A 22334-nucleotide genomic window follows, 5' to 3' on the forward strand; every position below is an offset into this window, starting at 1 on the left:
CGGCCCGGGCTTCGCCGGGCGAGAGAGGTCCATGAGCAAAACGATGGCGCCCACCACATTGGCGGCAGGACGGCCGGGTGTCGATGCCCGGCCTGCGGGCCTTCTGCAGCGTTTCCAGAACAGCCGCAACGCGCTGGGTTGGGCATTCATGCTGCCGGCGGCGGTGCTGTTGCTGCTGTTCCTGACCTATCCGCTGGGGCTGGGCACCTGGCTGGGCTTCACCGACGCCAAGATCGGGCGCGCCGGCGAGTGGATCGGGCTGGAGAACTTCGAGTTCCTGGTCGGCGACAGCGTCACGCGGCTGGCGTTGTTCAACACGCTCTTCTACACGGTGGTGGCGAGCATCGCCAAGTTCGTCCTCGGGCTGTGGCTGGCGCTGCTGCTCAACCGCCGCCTGCCGTTCCAGAGCTTCTTCCGCGCCGTCGTGCTGCTGCCGTGGATCGTGCCGACGGCGCTGTCGGCCATTGCGTTCTGGTGGATCTTCGATGCGCAGTTCTCGATCCTCAGCTGGGCGCTGGTCAAGCTGGGCCTGATCGACCAGTACATCGACTTCCTTGGCGATCCGTGGAACGCGCGCTTCTCCACCATCGTTGCCAACGTCTGGCGCGGCATTCCCTTCGTGGCGATCTCGCTGCTGGCCGGGCTGCAGACCATCTCGCCGTCGTACTACGAGGCTTCGGCCATCGACGGCGCCACGCCGTGGCAGCAGTTCCGGCACATCACGCTGCCGCTGCTGTCGCCGATCATCGCGGTGGTGATGACCTTCTCGGTGCTGTTCACCTTCACCGACTTCCAGCTGATCTACGTGCTCACCCGCGGCGGGCCGCTCAACGCCACGCACCTGATGGCTACGCTGGCCTTCCAGCGCGCCATTCCCGGCGGCGCGCTGGCCGAGGGTGCCGCCATCGCCACGATGATGGTTCCGTTCCTGCTGGCGGCGATCATGTTCAGCTACTTCGGCCTCCAGAGGCGGGCCTGGCAACAGGGAGGCGATCGATGAGCGACGAGCAAGCGCGCGAAGTCCCCCGATCCGCGCGTCACGAAAGCGGCGGCATGGAGTTCCTGACTTCCTTGCCGCGGCGCTGGGTCACGCTCTACCTGCCGCTGGGCGTCTTCGTGTTCGTGCTGCTGTTCCCGTTCTACTGGATGGCGGTCACGTCGCTCAAGCCGGACGCGGAGCTGCTGTCCCGCGAGGGCAATCCGTTCTGGATCATCGGCCCCACGCTGGCGCATTTCCACAAGCTGTTCTTCGAGACGGAGTACCCCGCCTGGCTTTGGAACACGGTGCTGGTATCGGTGGTCTCCACCTTCCTGTCGCTGGTCTGCGCGGTGCTGGCCGCCTATGCCATCGAGCGGCTGCGCTTCACCGGCGCCAAGCCGTCGGGCGTGGCGATCTTCCTGGCTTACCTGGTGCCGCCGTCGATCCTGTTCATTCCGCTGGCCTCGATCGTGGTCAAGCTCGGCCTGTTTGATTCGCGCTGGGCGCTGATCCTGACCTACCCGACCTTCCTCATCCCGTTCGCCACCTGGCTGCTGATGAGCTACTTCCGATCCATTCCTTTCGAACTGGAGGAATGCGCGCTGATCGACGGCGCCACGCGCTGGCAGATCCTGATCAAGATCATCCTGCCGCTGGCAGTGCCGGGGCTGATCTCGGCCGGCATCTTCGCCTTCACGCTGTCGTGGAACGAGTTCATCTACGCGCTTACCTTCGTCTCGTCGTCCGAGAACAAGACGGTGCCGGTCGGCGTGGTCACCGAGCTGGTCGAAGGCGACGTCTACCACTGGGGGCCGCTCATGGCCGGCGCGCTGATGGGCTCGCTGCCGGTGGCGTTCGTCTATTCCTTCTTCGTCGAGTACTACGTCTCCGGCTTGACCGGCTCTGTGAAGGAGTGACGCAGCTGCGCGGCCGCAATGTGCGAATATTGCGCGCGCCGATGTGCCACTGGAGGAGACGCCGACCATGCCCAGCTACTGGCTGATGAAGTCCGAACCGGACGACTGTTCGATCGACGACGCCCTGGCCGCACCCGACGCCACCGTGCCCTGGACCGGCGTGCGCAGCTACCAGGCGCGCAACTTCATGCGCGACCGGATGAAGGTGGGCGACGGGGTGCTCTTCTACCATTCCAGTTGCCCGCAACCGGGCATCGTCGGCGTGGCGAAAGTGGCGTCCGGCACGCGCCCGGACCCGACCCAGTTCGACCCCGCTTCGCCCTATCACGACCCCGAATCCAGCCCGGACAAGCCGCGCTGGCTGCTGCTCGACGTGAAGGCGCTGCGCAAGACGCGCCTGCTGTCCCTGCCCGAGATGCGCAGCACGCCCGAGCTGGCCGACATGATCGTGCTGCGCCGCGGCAACCGCCTGTCGATCACGCCGGTCGAGCCGGTGCACTGGGACCTGATCGTCGAGCACCTCCTGGCTTGAGCGCGACCGGCCGGACCGCATGTCCGCGCTGCGAGCGGTAACACCGATTACATCGAGCACCCACATCTGCAGGCGGACGGTCCGCAGAATCTGCGCGCCAGTACAACAAGGCCGCGCACCCTGCCCGGCCAGGAGACAGGAGCTGCCATGCCGCTTGACGCCGTTTCGCGCCGCATTGCCGTGCGCGCCTTCCTTGCCCGCTCGGCGCGCAGCGCCGGCTGCGGCCTCGGCCTGATCGCACTGGGCGGGGCGGCGCAGGCCGCCTGGCAATGCACCGACCTGGTCGTGGTCACGACGGAGGACGCGACGATCACTTCGGCGGCGGTGGTGCCACCCGGGCCGGTGGCTGGCGCCAACGTCAATGCGGACGTCGGCTTCTGCCGCGTGCAGGGCGTGGCCAGGCCGTCGGCCGATTCCGAGATCAAGTTCGAAGTGTGGCTGCCGGAAACGGCCGCGGCCTGGACCGGCAGGCTCAAGGTCAACGGCACCGGCGGCTACGCGGGCGCGGTGCCGTTCACCCGGCTGGCCCAGGACATCGGCGACGGGTTCGTTACCGCCGGCAGCAACATGGGTCATGACGGCGGCGAGAACGCCAGCTGGACGCTGGGCCGCCCGGAAAAGGTCAAGGACTGGGGCCTGCGGGCGCACTATTCAGTGACCACCGCGGCCAAGGCGGTCTCGGCCGCGCTGTACGGCCGGCCGGTGCAGCATGCGTATTTCGAGGGCTGCTCCAACGGCGGGCGCCAGGCCCTGATGATGGCGCAGAACTACCCGCAGCTGTTCGACGGCATCGTGGCCGGCGCGCCGTCGAACTTCTACCCGGACCTGCTCATGTGGCTGCTGTGGACCGGCAAGCAGCTCACCCCCAGCGCGCCGTTCGGGCCGCCGGCGGTCAGCGAGGCCAAGCGCCAGGCCGTCACCGCCAGGGTGCTGGCGGCCTGCGACGCACAGGACGGCCTGGCCGACGGCCAGCTCACCAGTCCGCGCGCCTGCAACTTCGACATCGAGACGCTCGGCCCGGCCGGCGACGGCACGCTGTCGGCGCAGGAGCTGGCGGTGTTCCAGGCGATGTACGAAGGCACCACCAGCGAGACCGGCGAGCGCAAGTACACGGGGGCGAAGCTGGGTTCCGAGGCCGACTGGTCGCCCTTGTTCGCCGACAACGGCGGGTACGGCAACTTCATCGGCCACTACGTCTATGGCGTGCCCACGTTCGACTGGCGCAATGCGCCTGGGTTGTTCTCCACCGTGTATGCCGATGCGAAGGCGGCGCTGACGCCGGTGACTGCCGCGCCCAGCCCGGACCTGCGGGCATTTCGCGCCCATGGCGGCAAGCTGATCCAGGTGCACGGCTGGAACGACTCGGTGGTGGCGCCCGACGGCTCCATCGGCTACTTTCATGCGCTCACGCAGTTCGAGAAGATCGAGCGGTTGCCCACGCGCCTGCAGGACGCGGTGATCGACCGCCTGAGCCCGCTCGACCTGGCGGTGACCTCCCTCGTGCTGGGCGACCGCGTCCGTCAGTTCCACCGACTGTTCATGATGCCGGCGGTCGGGCATTGCGGCGGAAGCACCGGCCCCTCGGCCATCGGCGGCGGCATGCCCGAGCCGCCGAAGGCCTTGCGCAAGCCCGAGACGCACGTGGTCAGCGCCCTGATGAAGTGGGTGGAGCAGGGCGTGGCGCCCGAGAAGATCGTCGCCACCCGGCTCGACGCCAACGGCAACATCCTGCGCCAGCGTCCCCTGTGCCCCTATCCGGAGCAGGCGGTCTACATCGGCAAGGGCAGCGTCGACCGGGCCGACAGCTTCGCCTGCCGACTGCCGCTGCCAGCGCGGCGGTCGCAGCGGCCGGACGAATGGACCGGGCCGTTCGACGTCAACGACGGCGACCTGCTCCACGCACGCAATGCGCTGACGCAGCGCAAGCTGCTGCTGCCCGACCGCTGACGCCGGCGCGGCCACACGGCGGCATGTCGCCCAGGCGGCCGTCGCGGGTCGCGAGGCGCGTCCGCGCCAATCGGCACGGGCGCGGCGGCGCGCATGGCGCAAGAATCGGCGGATGACGCCATCTTCGACCAACCCCGCCAGCGTGGCGGCAGCACCCATCGACGAAGGGCCGTGGCGGCGCAACCTCGCGGTGTGCATGTTCGGCTCGTTCACCACCATCGTGGCCATGACGCTGCTGCTGCCGTTCCTGCCGCTGTACGTCGAGCAGTTGGGCGTGGCCGAGCATGCCGACATCGTCCAGTGGTCGGGCGTCGCCTACGGTGCCACCTTTCTCAGCGCCGCGCTGGTCGCGCCGCTGTGGGGCCGCCTGGCCGATCTGTACGGCCGCAAGCTCATGCTGATCCGCGCCAGCCTCGGCATGGCCGTGGCGATGGCCCTGATCGGCGTGGCGCACGATGTCTACCAGTTGGTCGGACTGCGCCTGCTGGCCGGATTCCTCGGCGGCTATGCCTCCGGTTCGATGCTGCTGGTGGCCACGCAGACGCCCAAGGCCCGCTCGGGCTGGGCGCTGGGCACGCTGTCGTCGGCCATCATGGCCGGCAACCTCGCGGGGCCATTGATCGGCGGCGCGCTGCCGCCGCTCATCGGCATTCGCAACACCTTCTTCGCCGCCGGCGCGGTCATCTTCGTGGCGTTTCTCGCCACCGCCTTCCTGATCCGCGAGGCACCCGTGCCGCGTGGGGCGAAGGCGGGCGCGATGCGTCCCGGCGCGGGCTGGACAGGCATTGCCGATCACCGGCCGGTCGTCGCGATGTGGGTCACCGGCATGCTGCTGATGCTGGCGAACATGTCCATCGAGCCGATCATCACCGTCTACGTCGCGCAACTGGTGACGGACCCGCGCCAGGTGACGATGGTGGCGGGGGTGGTGATGTCGGCGGCCGCGCTGGGCAGCATCCTGTCGGCGGCACGGCTGGGGCGCCTGGCCGATCGCATGGGGCACTGGAACGTCATCGTCGGCTGCCTGGCGGTGGCCGCGGCGCTGCTCGTGCCCCAGGCGTTCGTCACGGCCGGGTGGCAGCTCGTGCTGCTGCGCTTCCTGATGGGCCTGGCGCTCGGCGGGCTGCTGCCGTGCATCGCGGCCGTGATCCGCCACAACGTCCCGGACGGCGCAGCCGGGCGGATGCTGGGCTATTCGGTGTCGGCCCAGTATGCGGGGCAGGTGATCGGCCCCCTGATCGGCGGCTGGATCGGCGGCCATGTCGGAATGCGCCATGTGTTCCTGGGCACCTGCCTGCTGATGGCCGCCGGGGCGGTGGGCAACGCGCTGGTGCGGCGCAGCGTGAGCGCCGGCCCGGGCTCGGCGTAGGCGCCGGCAGCGCGGGCAGGCGCAGCGGCCGGCCTCACGACGGGGCCCGCCCCGCCGTCGCCCGAAGGGAAATTGAAAGGCCTTTGCGCTGTTGTTCGGACCATTGTCCGGAGGCTGCGGGCAACAGAATTCCTTACCGAATTTCCAAGTCCGCATTCCGGGCCGGCCTGCGAGCTGGCCGGAAAGCACCTGCACCTCCGCATTCATGAACCGATCGCATTTTTCCCTGTGGAACCCGGCGCTGGGCGCCTGGGTCGCCGTCCCTGAAACTTCACGCGCCAGGCGCAAGACCGGCGCCGCGCGCCGCGGCGTGACCATCGCGCTGGTTTTCGGCGCGTTGGCCGCCTGGTCCGGCACCGCCGATGCCGACACCTTCACCGTCACCTCGGCTTCCGACGACGCGACCGGCGCGGTCGCCGGCACGCTGAGCTGGGCGATCACCCAGGCCAACGCCACTGCCGGCAGCACCATCGTCATCGATGGCGCCATCAGCACCATCACCGCCGCTGGCGCGCTGCCGGCACTGACCCAGCCGACCGGTCTGAGCACCACCGGCGATGTCCGCCTCGCTGGCAGTGTCCTGTCCGGCAGTGGCTGGACCCTGCTGCAGGACGCGCGCCTGGCCGCCTCCAACGGCGCAAGCGGCGCGCCGTACACCTGGTGGGGCGTGTCGAGCGATGCGGCTGTCGGTGGCACAGTGATCGCGGGCGCCGGACACGTCACCGAGAACGGCGGCACGCTCGTCGGCGGCACGGGCGGTCGCGGCGGCAACAACGTCAACTTCTTTGCCCAGGGGTCGCCGGGCGGCATGGGCGGCGCGGGCGGCAATGCGGTCGCCGGCACCGGCTACACCTTGACCAATACCGGCTCGCTCGTCGGCGGCGCCGGCGGCGCGGGCGGCACGGGGAGCAACGGCGTGACCGATCCCGGCGGTGGAGGCCCCGGCGGAGCGGGGGGCGCCGCAGTCAGCGGCGCCGACTTCACGGTCGTCAACAGCGGCACGATCGAGGGCGGCGTCGGCGGCGTGGGCGGTTCGGGCGGTACTGCGCCGAGGCCCGGCCCCATCGGCGGCGCAGGCGCCGGTGGCGTGGGCGTGGCGGGCAGCAACGTCACGATCGTCAACAGCGGCACCATTCGTGGCGGCTTGTCGGGAGCGGCGCCGGGCCTGGAAGTCCGCGCGGATGCCATCCGCCTCGGCGGCACGGCCAACAGCCTGGAACTGCGCGCCGGCTCCGACATCGTCGGCAACGTGGTGGGCTCGCTCGACTCCGGCGCAGTCAACGCCCTGGTTCTCGGCGGCGCAGGCGATGCGTCGCTCGACGTCAGCCTCATCGGGACCCAGTACCAGAACTTCAACACCTTCGGCAAGTCGGGCGGCGGCACCTGGACGCTGACCGGCACCAGCGCGGCGGTCATGCCGTGGACGGTCTCGGGCGGCACGTTGTCGATCGGTACCGATGCCGCGCTCGGAGACGTCGCCGGCGCGCTCGCGCTCGAAGGCGGCGCGCTGCGCACGACCGCGGACATCGCCACTGCGCGCAACATCTCGCTCGGCAGCGCGGGCGGCGCCATCGACACCCTCGCGGGCACGACGCTGGAATCGACCGGCGTGATCTCCGGCAGCGGCAGCCTGACCAAGACCGGTGACGGCACGCTGACACTGGCAGGCGCCAACACCTATGGCGGCGGCACGGTGCTCGAGGCGGGCCGCCTGGTTGCAGGCAGCAGTTCGGCCTTCGGCACCGGCAGTCTCTCCGTCAGGGGCGGCACGCTCGACCTCGGCGCCTGGGACCTGCGCGTTGCGAGCATCGAGGGCCAGGGCGGCGTGGTGCTCAATGGCCAGAAGCTGACCGTGGACCAGGCCGGTACAACCCGCTACGACGGCGAACTGTCCGGCACCGGCAGCCTCGAAAAGACCGGGGCCGGCACGCTCGCGCTCGCCGGCGCAAGCACGTTCAGTGGCGGCACCCGCCTGCTCGAAGGCCGCATCGACGTGGGCAGCAGTTCCGCGCTCGGCACCGGCGAGCTGGACATGGCCGACGGCACCACGCTGGGCTTCATGGCCGCAGACCTGAACCTCGCCAACGCGCTGGTGCTCAGCGGCGTGGGCGACCCGATCATCGACACCGGCATGTTCGACGCGACGCTCTCGGGCGCCATCTCGGGCGCCGGCCTGCTGACCAAGGAAGGCACCGGCACGCTGACGCTTTCGGGCGCCAACACCTACACCGGGGCGACGACGGTGGCCGCGGGCACGCTGGCCGCCGGCGCGGCCAATGCGTTCAGCCCGGCCAGTGCCGTCACGGTGGCCGGCGGCGCGACGCTGGACCTGGCCGGCCACAGCCAGAGCGTTGCGGGCATGTCGCTGGCCGGCACGGTCAACCTGGCCGGCGCGGCACCAGGCGCCGTCCTGACGGTCACGGGCCCGTGGACGGGACAGGGCGGCGTGCTCAAGGTCGGCACGCAACTGGGCAGCGACGGCAGCCCGACCGACAAGGTGCTGCTCAGCGGCGCCACCGCAGTGGCTTCCGGCACGACGGCCGTGCAGATCACCAACATCGGTGGCCTGGGCGGCATGACCACCGGCAAGGGCATCGAGATCATCGGCACGCAGAACGGCGCGTCCATCGCGGACAACGCCTTCAGCCTGGCCGGGCCAGTCAGCGCCGGGGCCTACGACTACCACCTGGACACCGGCACGGCTGGCGCCTACCTGAGCAGCGCGGTGCCGGCGCCAGCGGCCGAGCCGACGCCCGAGCCTGGATCCGCGCCGACGCCGGCGGCACCGGCGACGGCGGTGCCGATCCCGACCTATCGGGCAGAGGTGCCGCTCTACGCCGCACTGCCGGAGCAATTCCGCGAAGCCGGCCTGTCCATGGCGGGCAATCTGCACCAGCGCGTGGGCGACGAAGTCGCCGGGCCGCGCAGTCGCCAGGCCTGGGGCCGCATCATCAGCATGGATCGCGACATGGCCCAGTCGGGCACTGTCGATGCGCGCAGCCAGGGCCGGCTGAACGGCTTCCAGGCCGGTACCGACCTGTGGGCCAACGGCCAGTGGCGGGCCGGCGTCTATGCAGGCCAGCTCGAGGGCGACATGGACGTCGACGGGTTCGCCCGTGGCGTGCGGAACCTGGCCGTGGGCAGCAACGATCTACGTGGCCAGTTCCTCGGCGGATACGCCACCTGGACCGGTGCCTCTGGCCTCTATCTGGACGGCGTGCTGCAGGGCGGCCGGTTGCGCTACGACGTCAACCCGTCGGGTGGAACGACCAGCAGCGGCAAGGGCAGCAGCGCCCTGGCTTCGCTGGAAGCCGGACTGCCGCTCGCGGTGGCACCCGGCTGGACCGTCGAGCCGCAACTGCAACTGGTGCGCCAGAGCATCAGCCTGGACGACGTCTCCATCGGCGGCGCCCAGGTCCGGCAGGACGCCGACGGCAGCTGGCTTGCGCGCGTCGGCGTGCGGGTGGCGGGCCGGATCGGCCGGGCCCAGCCCTACGCGCGCCTGAACGTGTACCGCAGCACCGGCGGAACCGACGTGGCCACCTTCATCGGGCCGGCGGCCGCCACCGGCATCACCAGTGCCACCGGCGGCACGCGCACGGAGCTTGGCGCGGGCGCCACATGGCAACTGAGCCCCGCGGTCGGCCTGTACGGCGAAGTCGGCCAGCTGTGGGGCAGCGGCGGCAGCCAGGTGGACACCGATGGCGGCGTCGGCGGCAGCCTGGGCGTGAAGGTGCGCTGGTAGGCACGGGGCCGGGAGGCCCGCACTCGAAGCTGCGCAATCTGGCATCCTGCCGGGCATGCGCAGTTCGCTCGATTTCGGCTCCTTGTCCTCCCTGGCCTCGACACTGCTCGGGCTGGTGCTGGTGTCGCTGGTGGCGGTCGGCATCCGCTTGGTGTTCATGCAGGTCGTGCAGCGACGGCGCGAGCGCGAGAACCGGCAGATCAACGAGCGCCTGAAGACCCTGATCGCCGCCTACAAGACCCTGGGCGGCTCGTTCACCGGCAGCCTGGCCGTGGACCCGTCGCACTTGCGTGAGTTGCGCGCTCGCGCGCAGCCGGCGCCGGCCGAAGGCGCCGGCGATGCCGCTGCGACAGGCGTCGGTGCGGATGCGGCGCCGATCTCCGAATCCGCGTCGGACCGGCGCCGCCGCATCCGCGATGCGGTGGAGGCCGCGTTGGCGGACGTGATCCTGCTCGGCACCGAAGAGCAGGTCCGCATGGCTGCGCAGGCGGCCTGCGACATGGTGGCCGGCCGCAGCGTGCAGGTCGGTCCGCTGGTGGCGTCGCTGCGGGCATTCATACGGCAGGCACTCGACCTGGAGCCCGTTGCCAAGGACGTGGTGATTCCCGAGCAGGGCCCATTGCGGCCGGCTTCCGGCTCGACAGCCCGGCGCGGCGCCGCAGGAGGGAGCGCCGCGGGCGGAGGAGGTGGCGGCCGCGGCGCAGGCCAGGGCGGCGGCATGGGAATGGGCATGGGAGTCGGCGCCGGGGCCGCTGGTGCGCATCACGCGGCCGGTGGCGGCGACCTGCCGGGCGACCCGGAGTCGACCGCCGGTCATTGAGGTCGACGCTTCCCGCGCGCGCACGAGGCAGGCGCCGGTCGGCGTTCTGGCACCAGGGCGCCAAGGCGCGAGAAGGCCCCAGAGAACGCAACAAAAAAGGCCACCCGTCTGGGTGGCCTTTTTTGCATCATGTGGTGCCGGAAAGAGGAGTCGAACCCCCGACCTTCGCATTACGAATGCGCTGCTCTACCAACTGAGCTATTCCGGCGAAGCCTTAGATTATAGCGGGTCGTGATAGCTCGTGGCGCGCTCGACTTCATTCTTCGAGCCCAGCACCACCGCAACCCGTTCGTGGAGCTTGGCCGGCTGCAGGTCGAGGATGCGCTGGCGGCCGTTGGTGGCGGCGCCGCCGGCCTGCTCGACGATCCAGCTCATCGGATTGGCCTCGTACATCAGGCGCAGCTTGCCGGCCTTCTCGGGCTCGCGCTTGTCCCACGGGTACATGAAGATGCCGCCGCGCATCAGGATGCGGTGCACGTCGGCCACCATCGAGGCGATCCAGCGCATGTTGAAGTCCTTGCCGCGCGGCCCGTCCTTGCCGGCCAGGCATTCGCCGATGTAGCGCTGCACCGGCTCGGCCCAGTGGCGCTGGTTGCTCATGTTGATGGCGAACTCCTTCGTGTCCGCCGGGATGCGGATGTTCTCCTGCGTCAGCACGAACGAGCCTTGCTCCCGGTCGAGCGTGAACATCGCCACGCCGTTGCCGACGGTGAGCACGAGCGTCGTCTGCGGGCCGTAGATGCAATAGCCGGCGGCCACCTGGCGGTTGCCGGCCTGCAGGAAATCGGCCTCCTGCACGCCCTGGCCGTTGTCCTCGGGCTTGCGCAGCACGCTGAAGATGGTGCCGATGCTGACGTTCACGTCGATGTTCGACGAACCGTCGAGCGGATCGAACAGCAGCAGGTATTCGCCCTGCGGGTAGCGGTTGGGCACGACGTGGATGCTGTCCATTTCCTCGCTGGCCATGGCCGCGAGGTGGCCGCCCCACTCGTTGGCCTCGATCAGCACCTCGTTGGCGATGATGTCCAGCTTCTTCTGGACTTCGCCCTGCACGTTCTCCGATTCAGCCGAGCCGAGCACGCCGCCCAGCGCGCCCTTGTTGACGGCCTGGCTGATGCTCTTGCAGGCGCGGGCCACCACTTCGAGCAGCAGGCGCAGTTGCGACGGGATGGAACCGTCGTTGCGCTGCTGCTCGACGAGGTAGCGGGTCAGTGAGATCTTCTGCATTGGGTCGGGATGAATTGAATGGTTGGATTCCGGGTGAGGGCGCGGCATCAGGCCTGCAGCGCGCGCGTGACGACCTCGAGCGTGTCCTTGCTCAGGTCGGGCCGCGCGGCGATGCGGGCGATGGCTTCGCGCGCCGCGCTGCGATAGGGCTCGACCAGCTTGCTCCAGCGGTCCAGCCCACGTGCCAGCCGCGCGGCGACCTGCGGGTTGATGGCGTCGAGCTCGATCACGCGGTCGCTCCAGAACACGTAGCCCGCGGCGTCCCGGCGATGGAAGGCGCCGGGATTGGCGCTGCAGTAGCTGAAGATGACGCTGCGCGCGCGGTTCGGATTCTTGATGGAGAAGTCCGGGTGGCGCATGAGTTGCTGCACCAGGGGCAGCACGTCGCCGCCGCGGTCGGTCGCGCCGGCCTGCAGCGCAAACCACTTGTCGATGACCAGCGCCTCGCCCTTGAACATGGCGTGGAAGCTCGCCAGCGCCTGCGCCGCCAGGGCATGGCCCGACGACACCAGCGCCTGAAGCGCGTTGAAGCGGTCGGTCATGTTGCCGGCGTCCTTGAAGCGCTGCAGCGTCTTGCCCGGCCAGACTGTGTCGCCGCTCTCGCGGGCGGCCAGGCACAGGTGCGTCAGTGCCATGCCGGCCAGGGCGCGGCGGCCGGCCGACGTGGGGTCGGGCGAGTAGGCGCCGGTGTCGCGGTTGTCTTCGTAGGCCTGCTGCCATTCGGACTGCAGCGCCGAGGCCAGGCGCGCGCGCATGGCCTCGCGCACCGCGTGCACGCGCTGCGGATCGACCGCCTCGAGCTGTTCGGCAATGTACGTTTCCGAGGGCAGCGTGAGCACCAGTTCCTTGAAGGCGGCGTCCAGCTGCGTGTCGGTCAGTACGCGGCGCATGGCGTCGATGAAGGCGTCGCTCAGCACCGCGGCGGCACCGTCGGCCGGCGGCGCGTCGATGGCGGCCAGCGCGGCCCGCAGGCCGAGGCGCTGGCCGGCTTCCCAGCGGTTGAAGGGGTCGCTGTCGTGGGCCAGCAGCGTGAGCAGTTGCTCGTCGCTGTAGTCGTATTCCAGCACCACCGGCGCGCTGAATCCGCGCAGGATCGAGGGCACCGGCGCTTCGTCGACGTCGGCGAAAGTGAAGGACTCCGCTGCCTGCGTGACCACCAGCGTCCGCGTCGGTGCCAGGGCACGGCCGCCGGCGGCGACCAGTCCGACGTTGACCGGAATGACGAACGGGTCCTTGGCCGGCTGGCCCGGCGTCGGCGGGCAGGTCTGCTCGAAATTCAGCGTGTACGTGCGCGCGGCCGCGTCATGGCTGCCGCTGGCCTTCAGGCGCGGCGTACCGGCCTGGCTGTACCAGCGCTTGAACTGCGGCAGCAGGCGCGCGAGGTCCGATTGCGGGTTGGCGTCGGCAATGGCCTGGGCGAAGTCGTCGCAGGTCACGGCCTGGCCGTCGTGCCGCTCGAAGTACAGCGTCATGCCCCGTGCGAAGCCGTCGCGTCCGACCAGGGTCTGCATCATGCGCACCACCTCGGCACCCTTCTCGTAGATGGTGACGGTGTAGAAGTTGCTGATCTCGATGTAGCTGTCGGGCCGCACCGGGTGCGCCATGGGGCCGGCGTCCTCGGGGAACTGCACGCTGCGCAGAACGCGCACGTCCTCGATGCGCTTGACGGCGCGGGCCGAGGCCTCGGCGCAGAGGTCCTGGCTGAATTCCTGATCGCGGAACACGGTCAGGCCTTCCTTGAGCGAGAGCTGGAACCAGTCGCGGCAGGTCACGCGGTCGCCGGTCCAGTTGTGGAAGTATTCGTGGCCCACCACGCTTTCGATGTTGGCGTAGTCGGCATCGGTGGCGGTGGCCTGGTTGGCCAGAACGTACTTCGTGTTGAAGATGTTCAGGCCCTTGTTCTCCATGGCGCCCATGTTGAAGTCGCTGGTGGCGACGATCATGAAGCGGTCCAGGTCGAGCGACAGGCCGAAGCGCGCCTCGTCCCAGACGATGGAGCGCACCAGCGAGTCCATGGCGTGCTCGGTCTTGTCGAGGTCGCCCGCGCGTACGAATACCTGCAGCAGGTGGTCGCGGCCGCTGCGCGCCTTGACGCGCTGCTCGCGCGCCACCAGCTTGCCGGCGACCAGGGCGAACAGATAGCTGGGCTTCTTGAACGGATCGACCCACTTGGCGAAATGGCGGCCGTCCGCCAGGTCGCCCTGGTCGACCAGGTTGCCGTTGGACAGCAGCACCGGGTACTGGGCCTTGTCCGCGCGCAGCAGCACGCTGTAGCTGGCCATGACGTCCGGGCGGTCCAGGAAGTAGGTGATGCGGCGAAAGCCTTCGGCCTCGCACTGCGTGAAGAAGGTGTCCTGGCTCACGAACAGGCCCATGAGCTTGGTGTTCTTCGCCGGCTGGCACGTGGTGAACAGCTCGAGCTCGAACGCATCGGGCAGGTTGTCGAGCACGAGCTGGTCGCCCTCGATGCGGAACGACGCGCCCTGGCCGTCGACCAGCACGCGCGCCAGGTTCAGCTCGTCGCCGTGCAGGCGCAGCGCCTGCGTTGCCACGTCGGGATTGCGGCGCACCCGCATGCGGTTGAGCACCCGCGTCTTGGCGGGGTCGAGATCGAAGGTGAGGTCGACGCTGTCGATCCAGAACGGGGGCGGCGCGTAGTCCTCGCGGTGGATGGTCACGGGTTGGCCCTGAATGTCACGAAGTTGCATCCGGTGTCTCCAGCCTTGTTGCGTCTGCGGTTGTCGGGTGTTGTGATTGCCGGGCGCGGCAGGCAGCGACGCCTTACACGCCTTGCTTGAGCGAGGCCTCGATGAAAGCGTCGAGGTCGCCGTCCAGCACTTTTTGCGTGGCCGACGTCTCGTAGCTGGTGCGCAGGTCCTTGATGCGGCTTTGGTCGAGCACGTAGCTGCGGATCTGGTGGCCCCAGCCCACGTCGGTCTTTCCGTCCTCGAGCTTCTGCTGCTCTTCCATGCGCTTGCGCATCTCGTGGTCGTACAGGCGCGAGCGCAGGCGCCGCCAGGCGACGTCGCGGTTGCTGTGCTGGCTGCGGCTGTCCTGGCACTGCACGACGATGCCGGTGGGCATGTGTGTCAGGCGCACGGCCGAATCGGTCTTGTTGATGTGCTGGCCGCCGGCGCCGCTGGCGCGGTAGGTGTCGGTGCGCACATCGGCCGGGTTGATCTCGATCTCGATGGAGTCGTCGATCTCCGGATACACGAAGACGCTGGCGAAGCTGGTGTGGCGACCGCCCGACGAATCGAATGGCGACTTGCGCACCAGGCGGTGCACGCCGGTTTCGGTGCGCAGCAGGCCGAAGGCGTACTCGCCCTCGATCTTGATGGTTGCGCCCTTGATGCCGGCGGTGTCGCCGGGCGACTCGTCTTCCACCGTGGTCTTGAAGCCCTTGCGTTCGGCATAGCGAAGGTACTGGCGCAGCAGCATGCTGGCCCAGTCGCAGGCCTCGGTGCCGCCGGCGCCGGCCTGGATGTCCAGGAAGGCGTTGCTCGGGTCGGCCGGGTTGTTGAACATGCGGCGGAACTCGAGCTTCTCGATCTCGGCGGACAGCGACGCCGTCTCGTCGGCGATGGCCTGCAGGCTGTCCATGTCGCCTTCGTCCTTCGACATCTCGAAGAGCTCGGTGTTGTCGGACAGCTCGCTGCCGATGCGCTCGAGCACCAGCACGATGTCGTCGAGCGACTTCTTTTCCTTGCCCAGTTCCTGGGCCCGCTTGGGGTCGTTCCAGACCGCCGGATCTTCTAGCGAGGCGTTGACCGTGCGAAGCCGTTCGTGCTTGGCATCGAAGTCAAAGATACCTCCGTAGATCCACCGCACGCGCGCTCAGGTCTGCAAGCGTGGCGCCAATCTGGTTGATCTGTTCTGCATCCATGAGAATTCCTGTGTGGTGAAAACCAAACCGGGTATTTTCTCACGGTGTCGGCAGGCCCTGCCCGCCGCGGGCTCAGAAGCGGCGGTTGTACGAAAACAGCATGCCGTTGCCGCCCAGCAGTACCACCTGGACCGAGTCCTTGGGCGTGAAGCGCCAGCCCACGCTGGGCAGGATCACCGGCGACCAGCCGTTGTGATTGAAAGGCACCTTGTCCTCGTACGGCTCCTTGTAGCCGTACATGATGCCGGCGACCAGCTTGAAGTACAGGGCCGGAATGTCGAACACGTTGTTCCACATGTAGCCGACGTAGCCCACGCCCGAGTCCTGGCCGAAGGAGTTGCTGAAGTAGGCGCCGCCCCAGAGCCAGTTGTCGGCCCGTTGGCGCTCCAGGCCGATCAGGTAGACGTGCTTGTGTTCCGGGCTGTGGCTGAAGTGATACGCGTACGGCGAAATGACCAGCTCCCACCCGTCTGCGGTGGGTATCAAGGGGGAGGCGGCTTCCTCGGCGCGCAGGGCGGGTGCCTGGGTCAGGCCCGGTATGGCTAGAAGGAGGCCGGCGGCGCGGGCGCGCAGCGAAGTCTTCATGGAGCGGGTGCTTCCCTCTGAGTCGTTGTGGAGCGATGGGCGCGCGGCGGCACCTTGTCGGCCCCGATTGTCTCAGAGGTGGCGTTCAGGGCTTGTTCAGGAAATCCTCTATGAGACGTGCGACCTGTTCGGGCTGGTCGTGGTGCATCATGTGGCCGGCGTCTTCCAGACGCGCGAAGGCAATGTCGGGGACCTCCCTCAATCGCTTCAGCAGGTCGTCGTCGTGGCCGCGGGACTTCCAGGTCTTGATGATGCCGTCGGCGCCTTCGACCGCAAGCACCGGGGCGGCGATCGACCGATAGAGCGCGATCGCTTCATCCACCTGGTACAGGTTGGCGTTGACGATCTTGTGCGCTGCGTCGCCGCGGATGCCCCAGCCCGGCGTGCCGTCGGCGCGGGTGCAGGGGCCGGCCCAGTGGCCTGCCAGCCAGTCGGCCTTGTCCTGCGGCAGGCGGGTGTTGGTCCGCATGAGGCGCCGCGCCACCCCGGAAAGCTCGGCGTAGGTCTGCAGGTCCAGTTCGCCCCGGTGGTGCGACTTGAGCTGGTCCATCCACTGCGCGTAGCGGGCCGGCGCCTGCTCGGGCCGGGTGCGCGGCATGCCGAATCCTTCCAGGTTGACCAGCCGGCGGACGCGCTGCGGGCGTGCGCCCGCATAGAACATCGAGATGTTGCCGCCCATGCTGTGGCCGACCAGGTCCACCGCCTGCCCGGGCAGGTAGTGGTCGAGCAGGCCCTCCAGGTCCGCCAGGTAGTCCGGAAACCAGAAGTTGTCCGTGCCGCGGGCGTCGGTCAGGCCGAAGCCGCGCCAGTCCGGCGCGATCACCGGCCGGTCGTCGGTCAGCGCGTCGACCACGAACTGGAACGAGGCGCCGACGTCCATCCACCCGTGCAGCATGACGATGGGCCCTTGGCCGGCGCCGGGATCGCCCCAGATGCGGACGTGATGGTCGAGGCCGCGCAGGGGCAGGAATTCGGAGCGGCTGGAGCGTCGAGGCTGGTACATGAGGCCGATGATACGAAGGCCCGCCGCGTGCCGCGCCTTCCTAGAATCGCAACCCATGACAGATTTCAACGCCAACGTGCGGCTCGGCCGCAGCGACCTGCAGGTCACGCCCATCTGCCTGGGCACCATGACCTTCGGCGAACAGGTCGACGAGCCGGCCGCGCATGCCATCCTCGACCGCGCGCTCGAGCGCGGCATCAACTTCATCGACACGGCCGAGATGTACGCCGTGCCCACGCGCAAGCAGACCTACGGCGCAACCGAGACCATCCTGGGCAACTGGTTCCGCCAGCGGCCGCAGGCGCGGGCCCGGGTGGTGCTGGCGAGCAAGGTGGCCGGGCCGTCGCGGGGCATGCCGTGGGTGCGCGAGGGATCGGGCATGACGCCGGCGGACATCGTCGCCTCGTGCGAAGCTAGCCTGCGGCGCCTGCGCACCGACGTGATCGATCTCTACCAGATCCATTGGCCCGAGCGCCACGTGCCGGCCTTCGGCTCCATGGTCTACGACCCGCGGCAGGAGACGTCGGAAACGCCCATCCTGGCGCAGCTGCAGGCGCTCGACGGACTCGTCAAGGCGGGCAAGGTCCGGGCGATCGGACTGTCGAACGAGACGCCTTACGGCGTGCATGAATTCGTGCGCCTCGCCGAGCAGCATGGCCTGGCGCGCGTGGCGACGGTGCAGAACGCATACTGCCTGCTCAACCGTACGGTCGAGAACGCGCTGGACGAGACCCTGCACCGGCTCGGCGTTTCCCTGCTTCCGTATTCGCCGCTGGGCTACGGGCTGCTCACCGGCAAGTACGACGCGGGCGGCACCACCGGCCCGGACGCGCCGGCCGGCGCGCGCATCGCGCTGTTCGAGTCGATGCGCAAGCAGCGCTGGGGCAGGGCGGACGGCCTGAAGGCGGCGCGCCGGTACAACGCGCTGGCCCGCCAGCACGGCCTGACGCCGACGCAGATGGCGCTGGCCTTCGACTACCGCAACTGGCGGGTTGCCAGCACCATCATCGGGGTGACCAGCATCGCCCAGCTCGACGAGAACATCGACGCCTGGGGCACCACGCTCGCGCCGGAACTGCTGGCCGAGATCGACGGCATCCGCCGCGAACTGCACGACCCGAGCGCCTGAATCCGCCATGGCGAAGAAGGCGCATGTCTCCGAAACGCCGGCCACGCAGATGCTGCGGGCCCATGGCGTGGCATTCACCGAGCATCCTTACGAGTACCTGGAGCACGGCGGCGCGCAGCACAGCGCCAGCGTGCTCGGGATGGACCCGTTCACGGTGGTCAAGACGCTGGTGATGCAGGACCAGGACGCCAGGCCGCTGTTGGTGCTGATGCACGGCAACCGGACGGTGTCGACCAAGAACCTGGCGCGGCAGATCGGCGCCAAGTCGGTCGAGCCGTGCAAGCCGGAAGTGGCCAACCGCCACAGCGGCTACCTGGTGGGCGGCACCTCGCCGTTCGGCACCCGGCGCGAAATGCCGGTGTACATCGAGTCCACCATCCTGGCATTGCCGCGCATCGCGATCAATGGCGGGCGGCGCGGCTACCTGGTGGGCATCGATCCGAAGGCGTGCGTGGACCTCCTGGGCGCCACGCCGGTGCAGTGCGCGCTGGCAGAATAGCGCGCCTTCCATTTTCATCTTCTGCGCTAGGAGCGTGTGTTGAGTTCACTTTCCGTCACGTCCTTGCTGGTCATTCTGGCGTCCTACCTGGTGGGCTCGCTGTCGTTCGCGGTGATCGTGAGCAGGGCGATGGGCATGGACGACCCGCGCAACTACGGCAGCAAGAACCCCGGCGCCACCAATGTGCTGCGCTCGGGCCGCAAGGGCGCGGCCCTGGCCACCTTGCTGCTGGATGCCGCCAAGGGGTGGCTGCCGGTCTTCGTGGTGCAGCATTTCGGGTCCGCCTGGGGGCTCGACGCGGGCACCGCGGCCCTGGCCGGGCTGGCGGCGTTCCTGGGCCACCTGTACCCGGTGTTCTTCCGCTTCCAGGGCGGCAAGGGCGTGGCCACGGCAGCCGGCGTGCTGCTCGGCCTGTCGCCGTGGCTGGGACTGGCGACCGGCCTGACGTGGCTGATCATCGCCGTGTTCTTCCGCTATTCCTCGCTGGCCTCGCTGGTGGCGGCATTCTTCGCGCCGGCCTACTACCTGCTGGGCGGTGGCGTCGCCTGGCCGCTGGTGCCGGTGGCGCTTGTGGCCCTTGTGGCGATGAGCCTCCTGCTGGTGTGGCGCCATCGCGAGAACATCCGCCGTCTGCTGGCCGGCACCGAGTCGCGGCTCGGCGCAAAGGCCGGCGCCGGCAATTCCTGAATCGAATCGAAGGGAGAACGAAAACATGGGCAATCTGCAGCGATTCCACGTGGGCCCGCGCCTGTCGGAGATGGCCGTGCACAACGGCACCGTCTACCTGGCCGGACAGGTGCCGGACGATCCGGGCAAGGACATCAAGGGCCAGACGGCCGAGGTGCTGGCCATGGTCGAGCGGCTGCTGGCCGAGGCCGGCAGCAGCAAGTCGCGCATCCTGATGGCGCAGATTTTCCTCAAGGACATCGCCGAGATCGGCCAGATGAACGAGGTGTGGGACGCGTGGATCCCCGCGGGCCACACGCCGCCGCGCGCCACCGTGCAGGCAGCCATGGCCAACCCGGACTATCGCATCGAGATCGTCGTCACCGCCGCGCTGGCGGCGTAAACCACCGGCTCGATCAATACCTCTTGACCAGCACCATCTGGTCGCCTTCGCGCTGCATGTTGAAGCGGCCGATGAAGCTGTTGCCCAGCAGGATGTAGGGCATGGGCTGCTCGGACACCACGGCGTCCACGCCGGTCACCGAGACGTCGCCCACGCGCACCGAATCAAGACGCACGCGATAGGCCAGCGTCACGCCGTTGGCGGTGTTGACGCGCACCGGGTTCTTCTTGTCGTAGTTCAGCCCGATGCGTTGAGCGTCGGCGTCGGAAAGCGCCACCAGCGTGGCGCCGGTGTCGACCATGAAATTCACCGAGCGGCCGTTGATGGCGCCCAGCGTCATGAAATGGCCGCCGCTGTTGGCTGGCAGCACGATCCGGTCTCCGCCCGGGCCGGCCGCACCGTCGCCCACGCTGGTGGGCGTGTCCATTCGCAAGGTGGCCCGCTGGCCCGCCGTTTCGACGACCGCCTGGTCGCCCTGAACGGACACGAGCCGCACGCCGTCCAGCGTCTGCCCGGGCGCCAGGGTACGCGGGGCGCCGCCGTCGATGATCAGGATGGCACGGTTGCCGATGGTCCCCGTGAGCGTGACCGAGGCGGCCTGCGCCAGGCCGGCGGCCAGGGCCAGCAGCAGCACGCCGGCGCCGCTGCGAAGAGGGTGTTTCACCTGCCGGTCCGCTTCAGTCGCGGAAGTTGTTGAACGACAGCGGGAGGTCGGCCATGTCCTTGCGGATGAGCGCCATGGCGGCCTGCAGATCGTCGCGCTTGGCACCCGTGACGCGCACGGCGTCGCCCTGGATGGCGGCCTGCACCTTGAGCTTGCTGTCCTTGATCAGGCGGGTGATCTTCTTGGCCTGCTCGGTCTCGATGCCGCTCTTGACCTTGAACACCTGCTTGACCTTGTCGCCGCCGATCTTCTGCACGGCGCCCTTGTCGAGGAAACGCACGTCCACGCTGCGCTTGGTCATCTTGTTGCGCAGGATGTCCTCGATCTGGGTCAGCTGGAATTCGGCGTCGCCGGTCAGGGTGATGTCCTTTTCCTTGAGCTCGATCGCGGCGGCGGTGCCCTTGAAATCGAAGCGCGTGGAGATTTCCTTGGCCGTGTTGTCGACGGCGTTACGCACTTCGGGCAGGTCGGGTTCACAGACGGTGTCGAAAGACGGCATGGCAAAGGCTCTCCGGAATGCACGCGAGTCAAGGTTGGGAATGCGACAATTCTCCCATGATCGTGGAGCAAAACGTCCCGCTGCAACCCTATAACAGCTTCGGCATCGTCGCGCGTGCGCTGCACCTGGCGCGCGTGCGCGGCGAGGCGGACGTGGCGGCGCTGCTGGCCGACCCCGACTGGCGCGACGCGCCCAAGTTCGTGCTCGGCGGCGGCAGCAACATCGTGCTCACGGGGGACGTCAGGCCGCTGGTGCTCAAGGTCGAGATCATGGGACGGCGGCTGGTCGAGGATGGCCCGCGCGCCACCATCGTCGAGGTCGGCGCCGGCGAAACCTGGCATGACATGGTGCAGTGGACGCTGGACCAGGGCTGGCCCGGGCTGGAGAACATGGCGCTGATCCCCGGCACGGTCGGCGGCGCGCCGGTACAGAACATCGGCGCCTACGGCATCGAACTGCAGGACCGCTTCGAGTCGCTCGACGGCATCGACCTGTCGACCGGCCAGCCGTTCACGCTGAACGCGGCGCAGTGTGGCTTTGGCTATCGGGATTCCGTGTTCAAGCATGCGCCCGGCGGCCCGAAGAACCTGGGGCTGGCGGGCCGCGCCGTGATCACCCGGGTGCGCCTGCGGCTGCCCAAGCCGTGGCGGCCGACGCTGGGCTACCTCGACCTGGAGCGCAAGATGGCGGAAACCGGCGTGACCGACCCCGGGGCGCGCCAGATCTTCGACTGGGTCTGCGCCATCCGGCGGGCCAAGCTGCCTGACTGGCGCGTGCTGGGCAACGCCGGGAGCTTTTTCAAGAACCCGACGGTGACGCCCGAACAGTGCGCCGACATCATCGCGCGCGACCCGAAGATCGTGCACTACCCGATGGACGACGGCAGCATCAAGCTGGCGGCGGGCTGGCTGATCGACGCCTGCGGCTGGAAGGGCAAGTCGGTCGGCAATGCCGGTGTCTACGACAGGCAGGCGCTGGTGCTGGTCAACCGCGGCGGCACCGCCCATCCCGCCACCGGGGGCGAGGTGATGACCCTGGCCAAGGCCATCCAGACCAGCGTCTATGAGCGCTTCGGCATCCGGCTGGAGCCGGAGCCGGTCGTGGTCTGAGCCGCGGGCCGGCCTCGGGGCCGTTCAGGCGTAGCTGCAGATGTAGCTGTACGGCTGGTCGGTCACGCGGATCTGGAAGCTGGAGTTGCCCGGCACGCTGAACTTCTCGCCCAGGCCCGAGCGCTGCCATTCGCTGCTGCCGGCAAGCAGGTATTCGCAGCTGCCACCGGTGCACTCCATGACTTCGGCGGCACCGGTGCTGAAGGTGAGGGTCGCCGGCAGGACCACGCCCACCGATTTCTTCGAGCCGTCGGCCAGCGTCAGGCTGTGGCTGACGCACTTGCCGTCGAAATAGACGTTGGCCTGGGTGGCGACGCGGACGTTGTCGAGATGCGTGGTGGTGGCGTTGCTCATG

Annotated in this window: 20 protein-coding genes and 1 tRNA gene; 12 read left to right on the forward strand and 9 right to left on the reverse strand. The window is 68.9% G+C overall.

Annotated features, from left to right (window positions below; all coding sequences use genetic code 11):
• The first annotated feature begins 43 nt into the window (after window positions 1–43).
• The 7 genes from VES41_RS13695 (at window position 44) to VES41_RS13725 (ending at window position 10309) form a co-directional block, all read left to right on the forward strand.
• Complete coding sequence (locus VES41_RS13695; RefSeq protein ID WP_324818083.1) at window positions 44–1000, forward strand: sugar ABC transporter permease; 957 nt, start codon at window positions 44–46, stop codon at window positions 998–1000.
• Window positions 997–1896 carry a carbohydrate ABC transporter permease gene (locus VES41_RS13700; protein ID WP_324817799.1) on the forward strand — a complete coding sequence of 300 codons (900 nt, stop codon included), beginning with the start codon at window positions 997–999 and terminating at the stop codon, window positions 1894–1896. Before VES41_RS13695 ends, VES41_RS13700 begins: the two co-directional genes overlap by 4 nt.
• 67 nt (window positions 1897–1963) lie before the next feature.
• The gene (locus VES41_RS13705) at window positions 1964–2428 is read left to right on the forward strand and encodes an EVE domain-containing protein (RefSeq protein ID WP_324817801.1); all 465 of its coding nucleotides are present in this window, start codon (window positions 1964–1966) and stop codon (window positions 2426–2428) included.
• 147 nt (window positions 2429–2575) lie between these two features.
• The gene (locus VES41_RS13710) at window positions 2576–4375 is read left to right on the forward strand and encodes a tannase/feruloyl esterase family alpha/beta hydrolase (protein ID WP_324817803.1); all 1800 of its coding nucleotides are present in this window, start codon (window positions 2576–2578) and stop codon (window positions 4373–4375) included.
• A 112-nt stretch (window positions 4376–4487) separates the two neighbouring features.
• Window positions 4488–5744 carry an MFS transporter gene (locus tag VES41_RS13715; protein WP_324817807.1) on the forward strand — a complete coding sequence of 419 codons (1257 nt, stop codon included), beginning with the start codon at window positions 4488–4490 and terminating at the stop codon, window positions 5742–5744.
• Between the two features lie 205 nt (window positions 5745–5949).
• Window positions 5950–9489 carry an autotransporter outer membrane beta-barrel domain-containing protein gene (locus VES41_RS13720; RefSeq protein WP_324817810.1) on the forward strand — a complete coding sequence of 1180 codons (3540 nt, stop codon included), beginning with the start codon at window positions 5950–5952 and terminating at the stop codon, window positions 9487–9489.
• Between the two features lie 55 nt (window positions 9490–9544).
• Window positions 9545–10309 carry a hypothetical protein gene (locus tag VES41_RS13725; protein ID WP_324817813.1) on the forward strand — a complete coding sequence of 255 codons (765 nt, stop codon included), beginning with the start codon at window positions 9545–9547 and terminating at the stop codon, window positions 10307–10309.
• 132 nt (window positions 10310–10441) lie between these two features.
• On the opposite strand, the gene VES41_RS13730 is transcribed toward VES41_RS13725, so the two are convergent.
• The 6 genes from VES41_RS13730 to VES41_RS13755 form a co-directional block, all read right to left on the reverse strand.
• Window positions 10442–10517: transfer RNA gene (locus VES41_RS13730), tRNA-Thr, on the reverse strand.
• A gap of 11 nt (window positions 10518–10528) precedes the next feature.
• The gene (locus tag VES41_RS13735) at window positions 10529–11536 is read right to left on the reverse strand and encodes a class 1 fructose-bisphosphatase (RefSeq protein WP_324817816.1); all 1008 of its coding nucleotides are present in this window, start codon (window positions 11534–11536) and stop codon (window positions 10529–10531) included.
• 47 nt (window positions 11537–11583) lie between these two features.
• A complete protein-coding gene (gene pepN / locus VES41_RS13740) occupies window positions 11584–14244 on the reverse strand; it encodes an aminopeptidase N (RefSeq protein ID WP_324817819.1) in 2661 nt (886 codons plus the stop codon).
• Window positions 14245–14317: 73 nt separating this feature from the next.
• Window positions 14318–15422, reverse strand: a protein-coding gene (gene prfB, locus VES41_RS13745) for a peptide chain release factor 2 (protein WP_324817822.1) whose coding sequence is annotated in 2 segments (ribosomal slippage) — window positions 14318–15340 and window positions 15342–15422 — 1104 coding nt in all. Because the reading frame shifts where the segments join, the coding sequence is not laid out codon by codon here.
• Between the two features lie 72 nt (window positions 15423–15494).
• Window positions 15495–16007, reverse strand: coding sequence for a hypothetical protein (locus VES41_RS13750; protein WP_324817826.1), 513 nt, complete (start codon window positions 16005–16007; stop codon window positions 15495–15497).
• Window positions 16008–16092: 85 nt separating this feature from the next.
• Entirely contained in the window at window positions 16093–17010 is a 918-nt protein-coding gene (locus VES41_RS13755; RefSeq protein WP_324817828.1) for an alpha/beta hydrolase, read from the reverse strand.
• A gap of 55 nt (window positions 17011–17065) precedes the next feature.
• Between VES41_RS13755 and VES41_RS13760 the strand changes: the two genes are divergently transcribed.
• The 4 genes from VES41_RS13760 to VES41_RS13775 are packed head-to-tail and all read left to right on the forward strand — an operon-like array spanning window position 17066 to window position 19707.
• On the forward strand, window positions 17066–18139 hold the full coding sequence (locus VES41_RS13760) for an aldo/keto reductase (protein WP_324817830.1): 1074 nt from the start codon (window positions 17066–17068) through the stop codon (window positions 18137–18139).
• A 7-nt stretch (window positions 18140–18146) separates the two neighbouring features.
• The gene (locus tag VES41_RS13765; RefSeq protein WP_324817832.1) at window positions 18147–18638 is read left to right on the forward strand and encodes an aminoacyl-tRNA deacylase; all 492 of its coding nucleotides are present in this window, start codon (window positions 18147–18149) and stop codon (window positions 18636–18638) included.
• 39 nt (window positions 18639–18677) lie between these two features.
• Window positions 18678–19325: a glycerol-3-phosphate 1-O-acyltransferase PlsY gene (plsY, locus tag VES41_RS13770; protein WP_324817834.1), complete on the forward strand. Its 648-nt coding sequence runs from the start codon at window positions 18678–18680 to the stop codon at window positions 19323–19325.
• A gap of 25 nt (window positions 19326–19350) precedes the next feature.
• Window positions 19351–19707: a RidA family protein gene (locus tag VES41_RS13775; protein WP_324817836.1), complete on the forward strand. Its 357-nt coding sequence runs from the start codon at window positions 19351–19353 to the stop codon at window positions 19705–19707.
• A gap of 13 nt (window positions 19708–19720) precedes the next feature.
• On the opposite strand, the gene VES41_RS13780 is transcribed toward VES41_RS13775, so the two are convergent.
• Together VES41_RS13780 and VES41_RS13785 are read right to left on the reverse strand one after the other, a co-directional pair.
• Window positions 19721–20371, reverse strand: a complete 651-nt coding sequence (locus tag VES41_RS13780; protein ID WP_324817839.1) for a retropepsin-like aspartic protease family protein — start codon at window positions 20369–20371, stop codon at window positions 19721–19723.
• Window positions 20372–20384: 13 nt separating this feature from the next.
• Window positions 20385–20870 carry a YajQ family cyclic di-GMP-binding protein gene (locus VES41_RS13785; protein ID WP_324817842.1) on the reverse strand — a complete coding sequence of 162 codons (486 nt, stop codon included), beginning with the start codon at window positions 20868–20870 and terminating at the stop codon, window positions 20385–20387.
• A 56-nt stretch (window positions 20871–20926) separates the two neighbouring features.
• Here VES41_RS13785 and murB point away from each other — a divergent pair, with 56 nt between their 5' ends.
• Window positions 20927–21979: a UDP-N-acetylmuramate dehydrogenase gene (gene murB / locus VES41_RS13790; RefSeq protein ID WP_324817844.1), complete on the forward strand. Its 1053-nt coding sequence runs from the start codon at window positions 20927–20929 to the stop codon at window positions 21977–21979.
• A 24-nt stretch (window positions 21980–22003) separates the two neighbouring features.
• Here murB and VES41_RS13795 read toward each other — a convergent pair whose 3' ends face one another.
• Window positions 22004–22333, reverse strand: coding sequence for a pyrimidine/purine nucleoside phosphorylase (locus VES41_RS13795; protein ID WP_324817848.1), 330 nt, complete (start codon window positions 22331–22333; stop codon window positions 22004–22006).
• Window position 22334 lies beyond the last annotated feature (1 nt).

It is taken from the genome of Variovorax sp., assembly GCF_035634955.1.
GTDB lineage: Bacteria > Pseudomonadota > Gammaproteobacteria > Burkholderiales > Burkholderiaceae_C > Variovorax.

Bases quoted from the DNA above. Each gene is read 5' to 3' on its own strand.
- VES41_RS13715 (WP_324817807.1), top strand. From the start codon at position 4,488: ATGACGCCATCTTCGACCAACCCCGCCAGCGTGGCGGCAGCACCCATC.
- VES41_RS13765 (WP_324817832.1), top strand. From the start codon at position 18,147: ATGGCGAAGAAGGCGCATGTCTCCGAAACGCCGGCCACGCAGATGCTG.
- VES41_RS13710 (WP_324817803.1), top strand. From the start codon at position 2,576: ATGCCGCTTGACGCCGTTTCGCGCCGCATTGCCGTGCGCGCCTTCCTT.
- VES41_RS13755 (WP_324817828.1), bottom strand. From the start codon at position 17,010: ATGTACCAGCCTCGACGCTCCAGCCGCTCCGAATTCCTGCCCCTGCGC.
- VES41_RS13750 (WP_324817826.1), bottom strand. From the start codon at position 16,007: ATGAAGACTTCGCTGCGCGCCCGCGCCGCCGGCCTCCTTCTAGCCATA.
- VES41_RS13775 (WP_324817836.1), top strand. From the start codon at position 19,351: ATGGGCAATCTGCAGCGATTCCACGTGGGCCCGCGCCTGTCGGAGATG.
- VES41_RS13720 (WP_324817810.1), top strand. From the start codon at position 5,950: ATGAACCGATCGCATTTTTCCCTGTGGAACCCGGCGCTGGGCGCCTGG.
- VES41_RS13700 (WP_324817799.1), top strand. From the start codon at position 997: ATGAGCGACGAGCAAGCGCGCGAAGTCCCCCGATCCGCGCGTCACGAA.
- VES41_RS13695 (WP_324818083.1), top strand. From the start codon at position 44: ATGGCGCCCACCACATTGGCGGCAGGACGGCCGGGTGTCGATGCCCGG.
- VES41_RS13725 (WP_324817813.1), top strand. From the start codon at position 9,545: ATGCGCAGTTCGCTCGATTTCGGCTCCTTGTCCTCCCTGGCCTCGACA.
- murB (WP_324817844.1), top strand. From the start codon at position 20,927: ATGATCGTGGAGCAAAACGTCCCGCTGCAACCCTATAACAGCTTCGGC.
- VES41_RS13705 (WP_324817801.1), top strand. From the start codon at position 1,964: ATGCCCAGCTACTGGCTGATGAAGTCCGAACCGGACGACTGTTCGATC.
- VES41_RS13735 (WP_324817816.1), bottom strand. From the start codon at position 11,536: ATGCAGAAGATCTCACTGACCCGCTACCTCGTCGAGCAGCAGCGCAAC.
- pepN (WP_324817819.1), bottom strand. From the start codon at position 14,244: ATGCAACTTCGTGACATTCAGGGCCAACCCGTGACCATCCACCGCGAG.
- VES41_RS13760 (WP_324817830.1), top strand. From the start codon at position 17,066: ATGACAGATTTCAACGCCAACGTGCGGCTCGGCCGCAGCGACCTGCAG.
- VES41_RS13785 (WP_324817842.1), bottom strand. From the start codon at position 20,870: ATGCCGTCTTTCGACACCGTCTGTGAACCCGACCTGCCCGAAGTGCGT.
- VES41_RS13795 (WP_324817848.1), bottom strand. From the start codon at position 22,333: ATGAGCAACGCCACCACCACGCATCTCGACAACGTCCGCGTCGCCACC.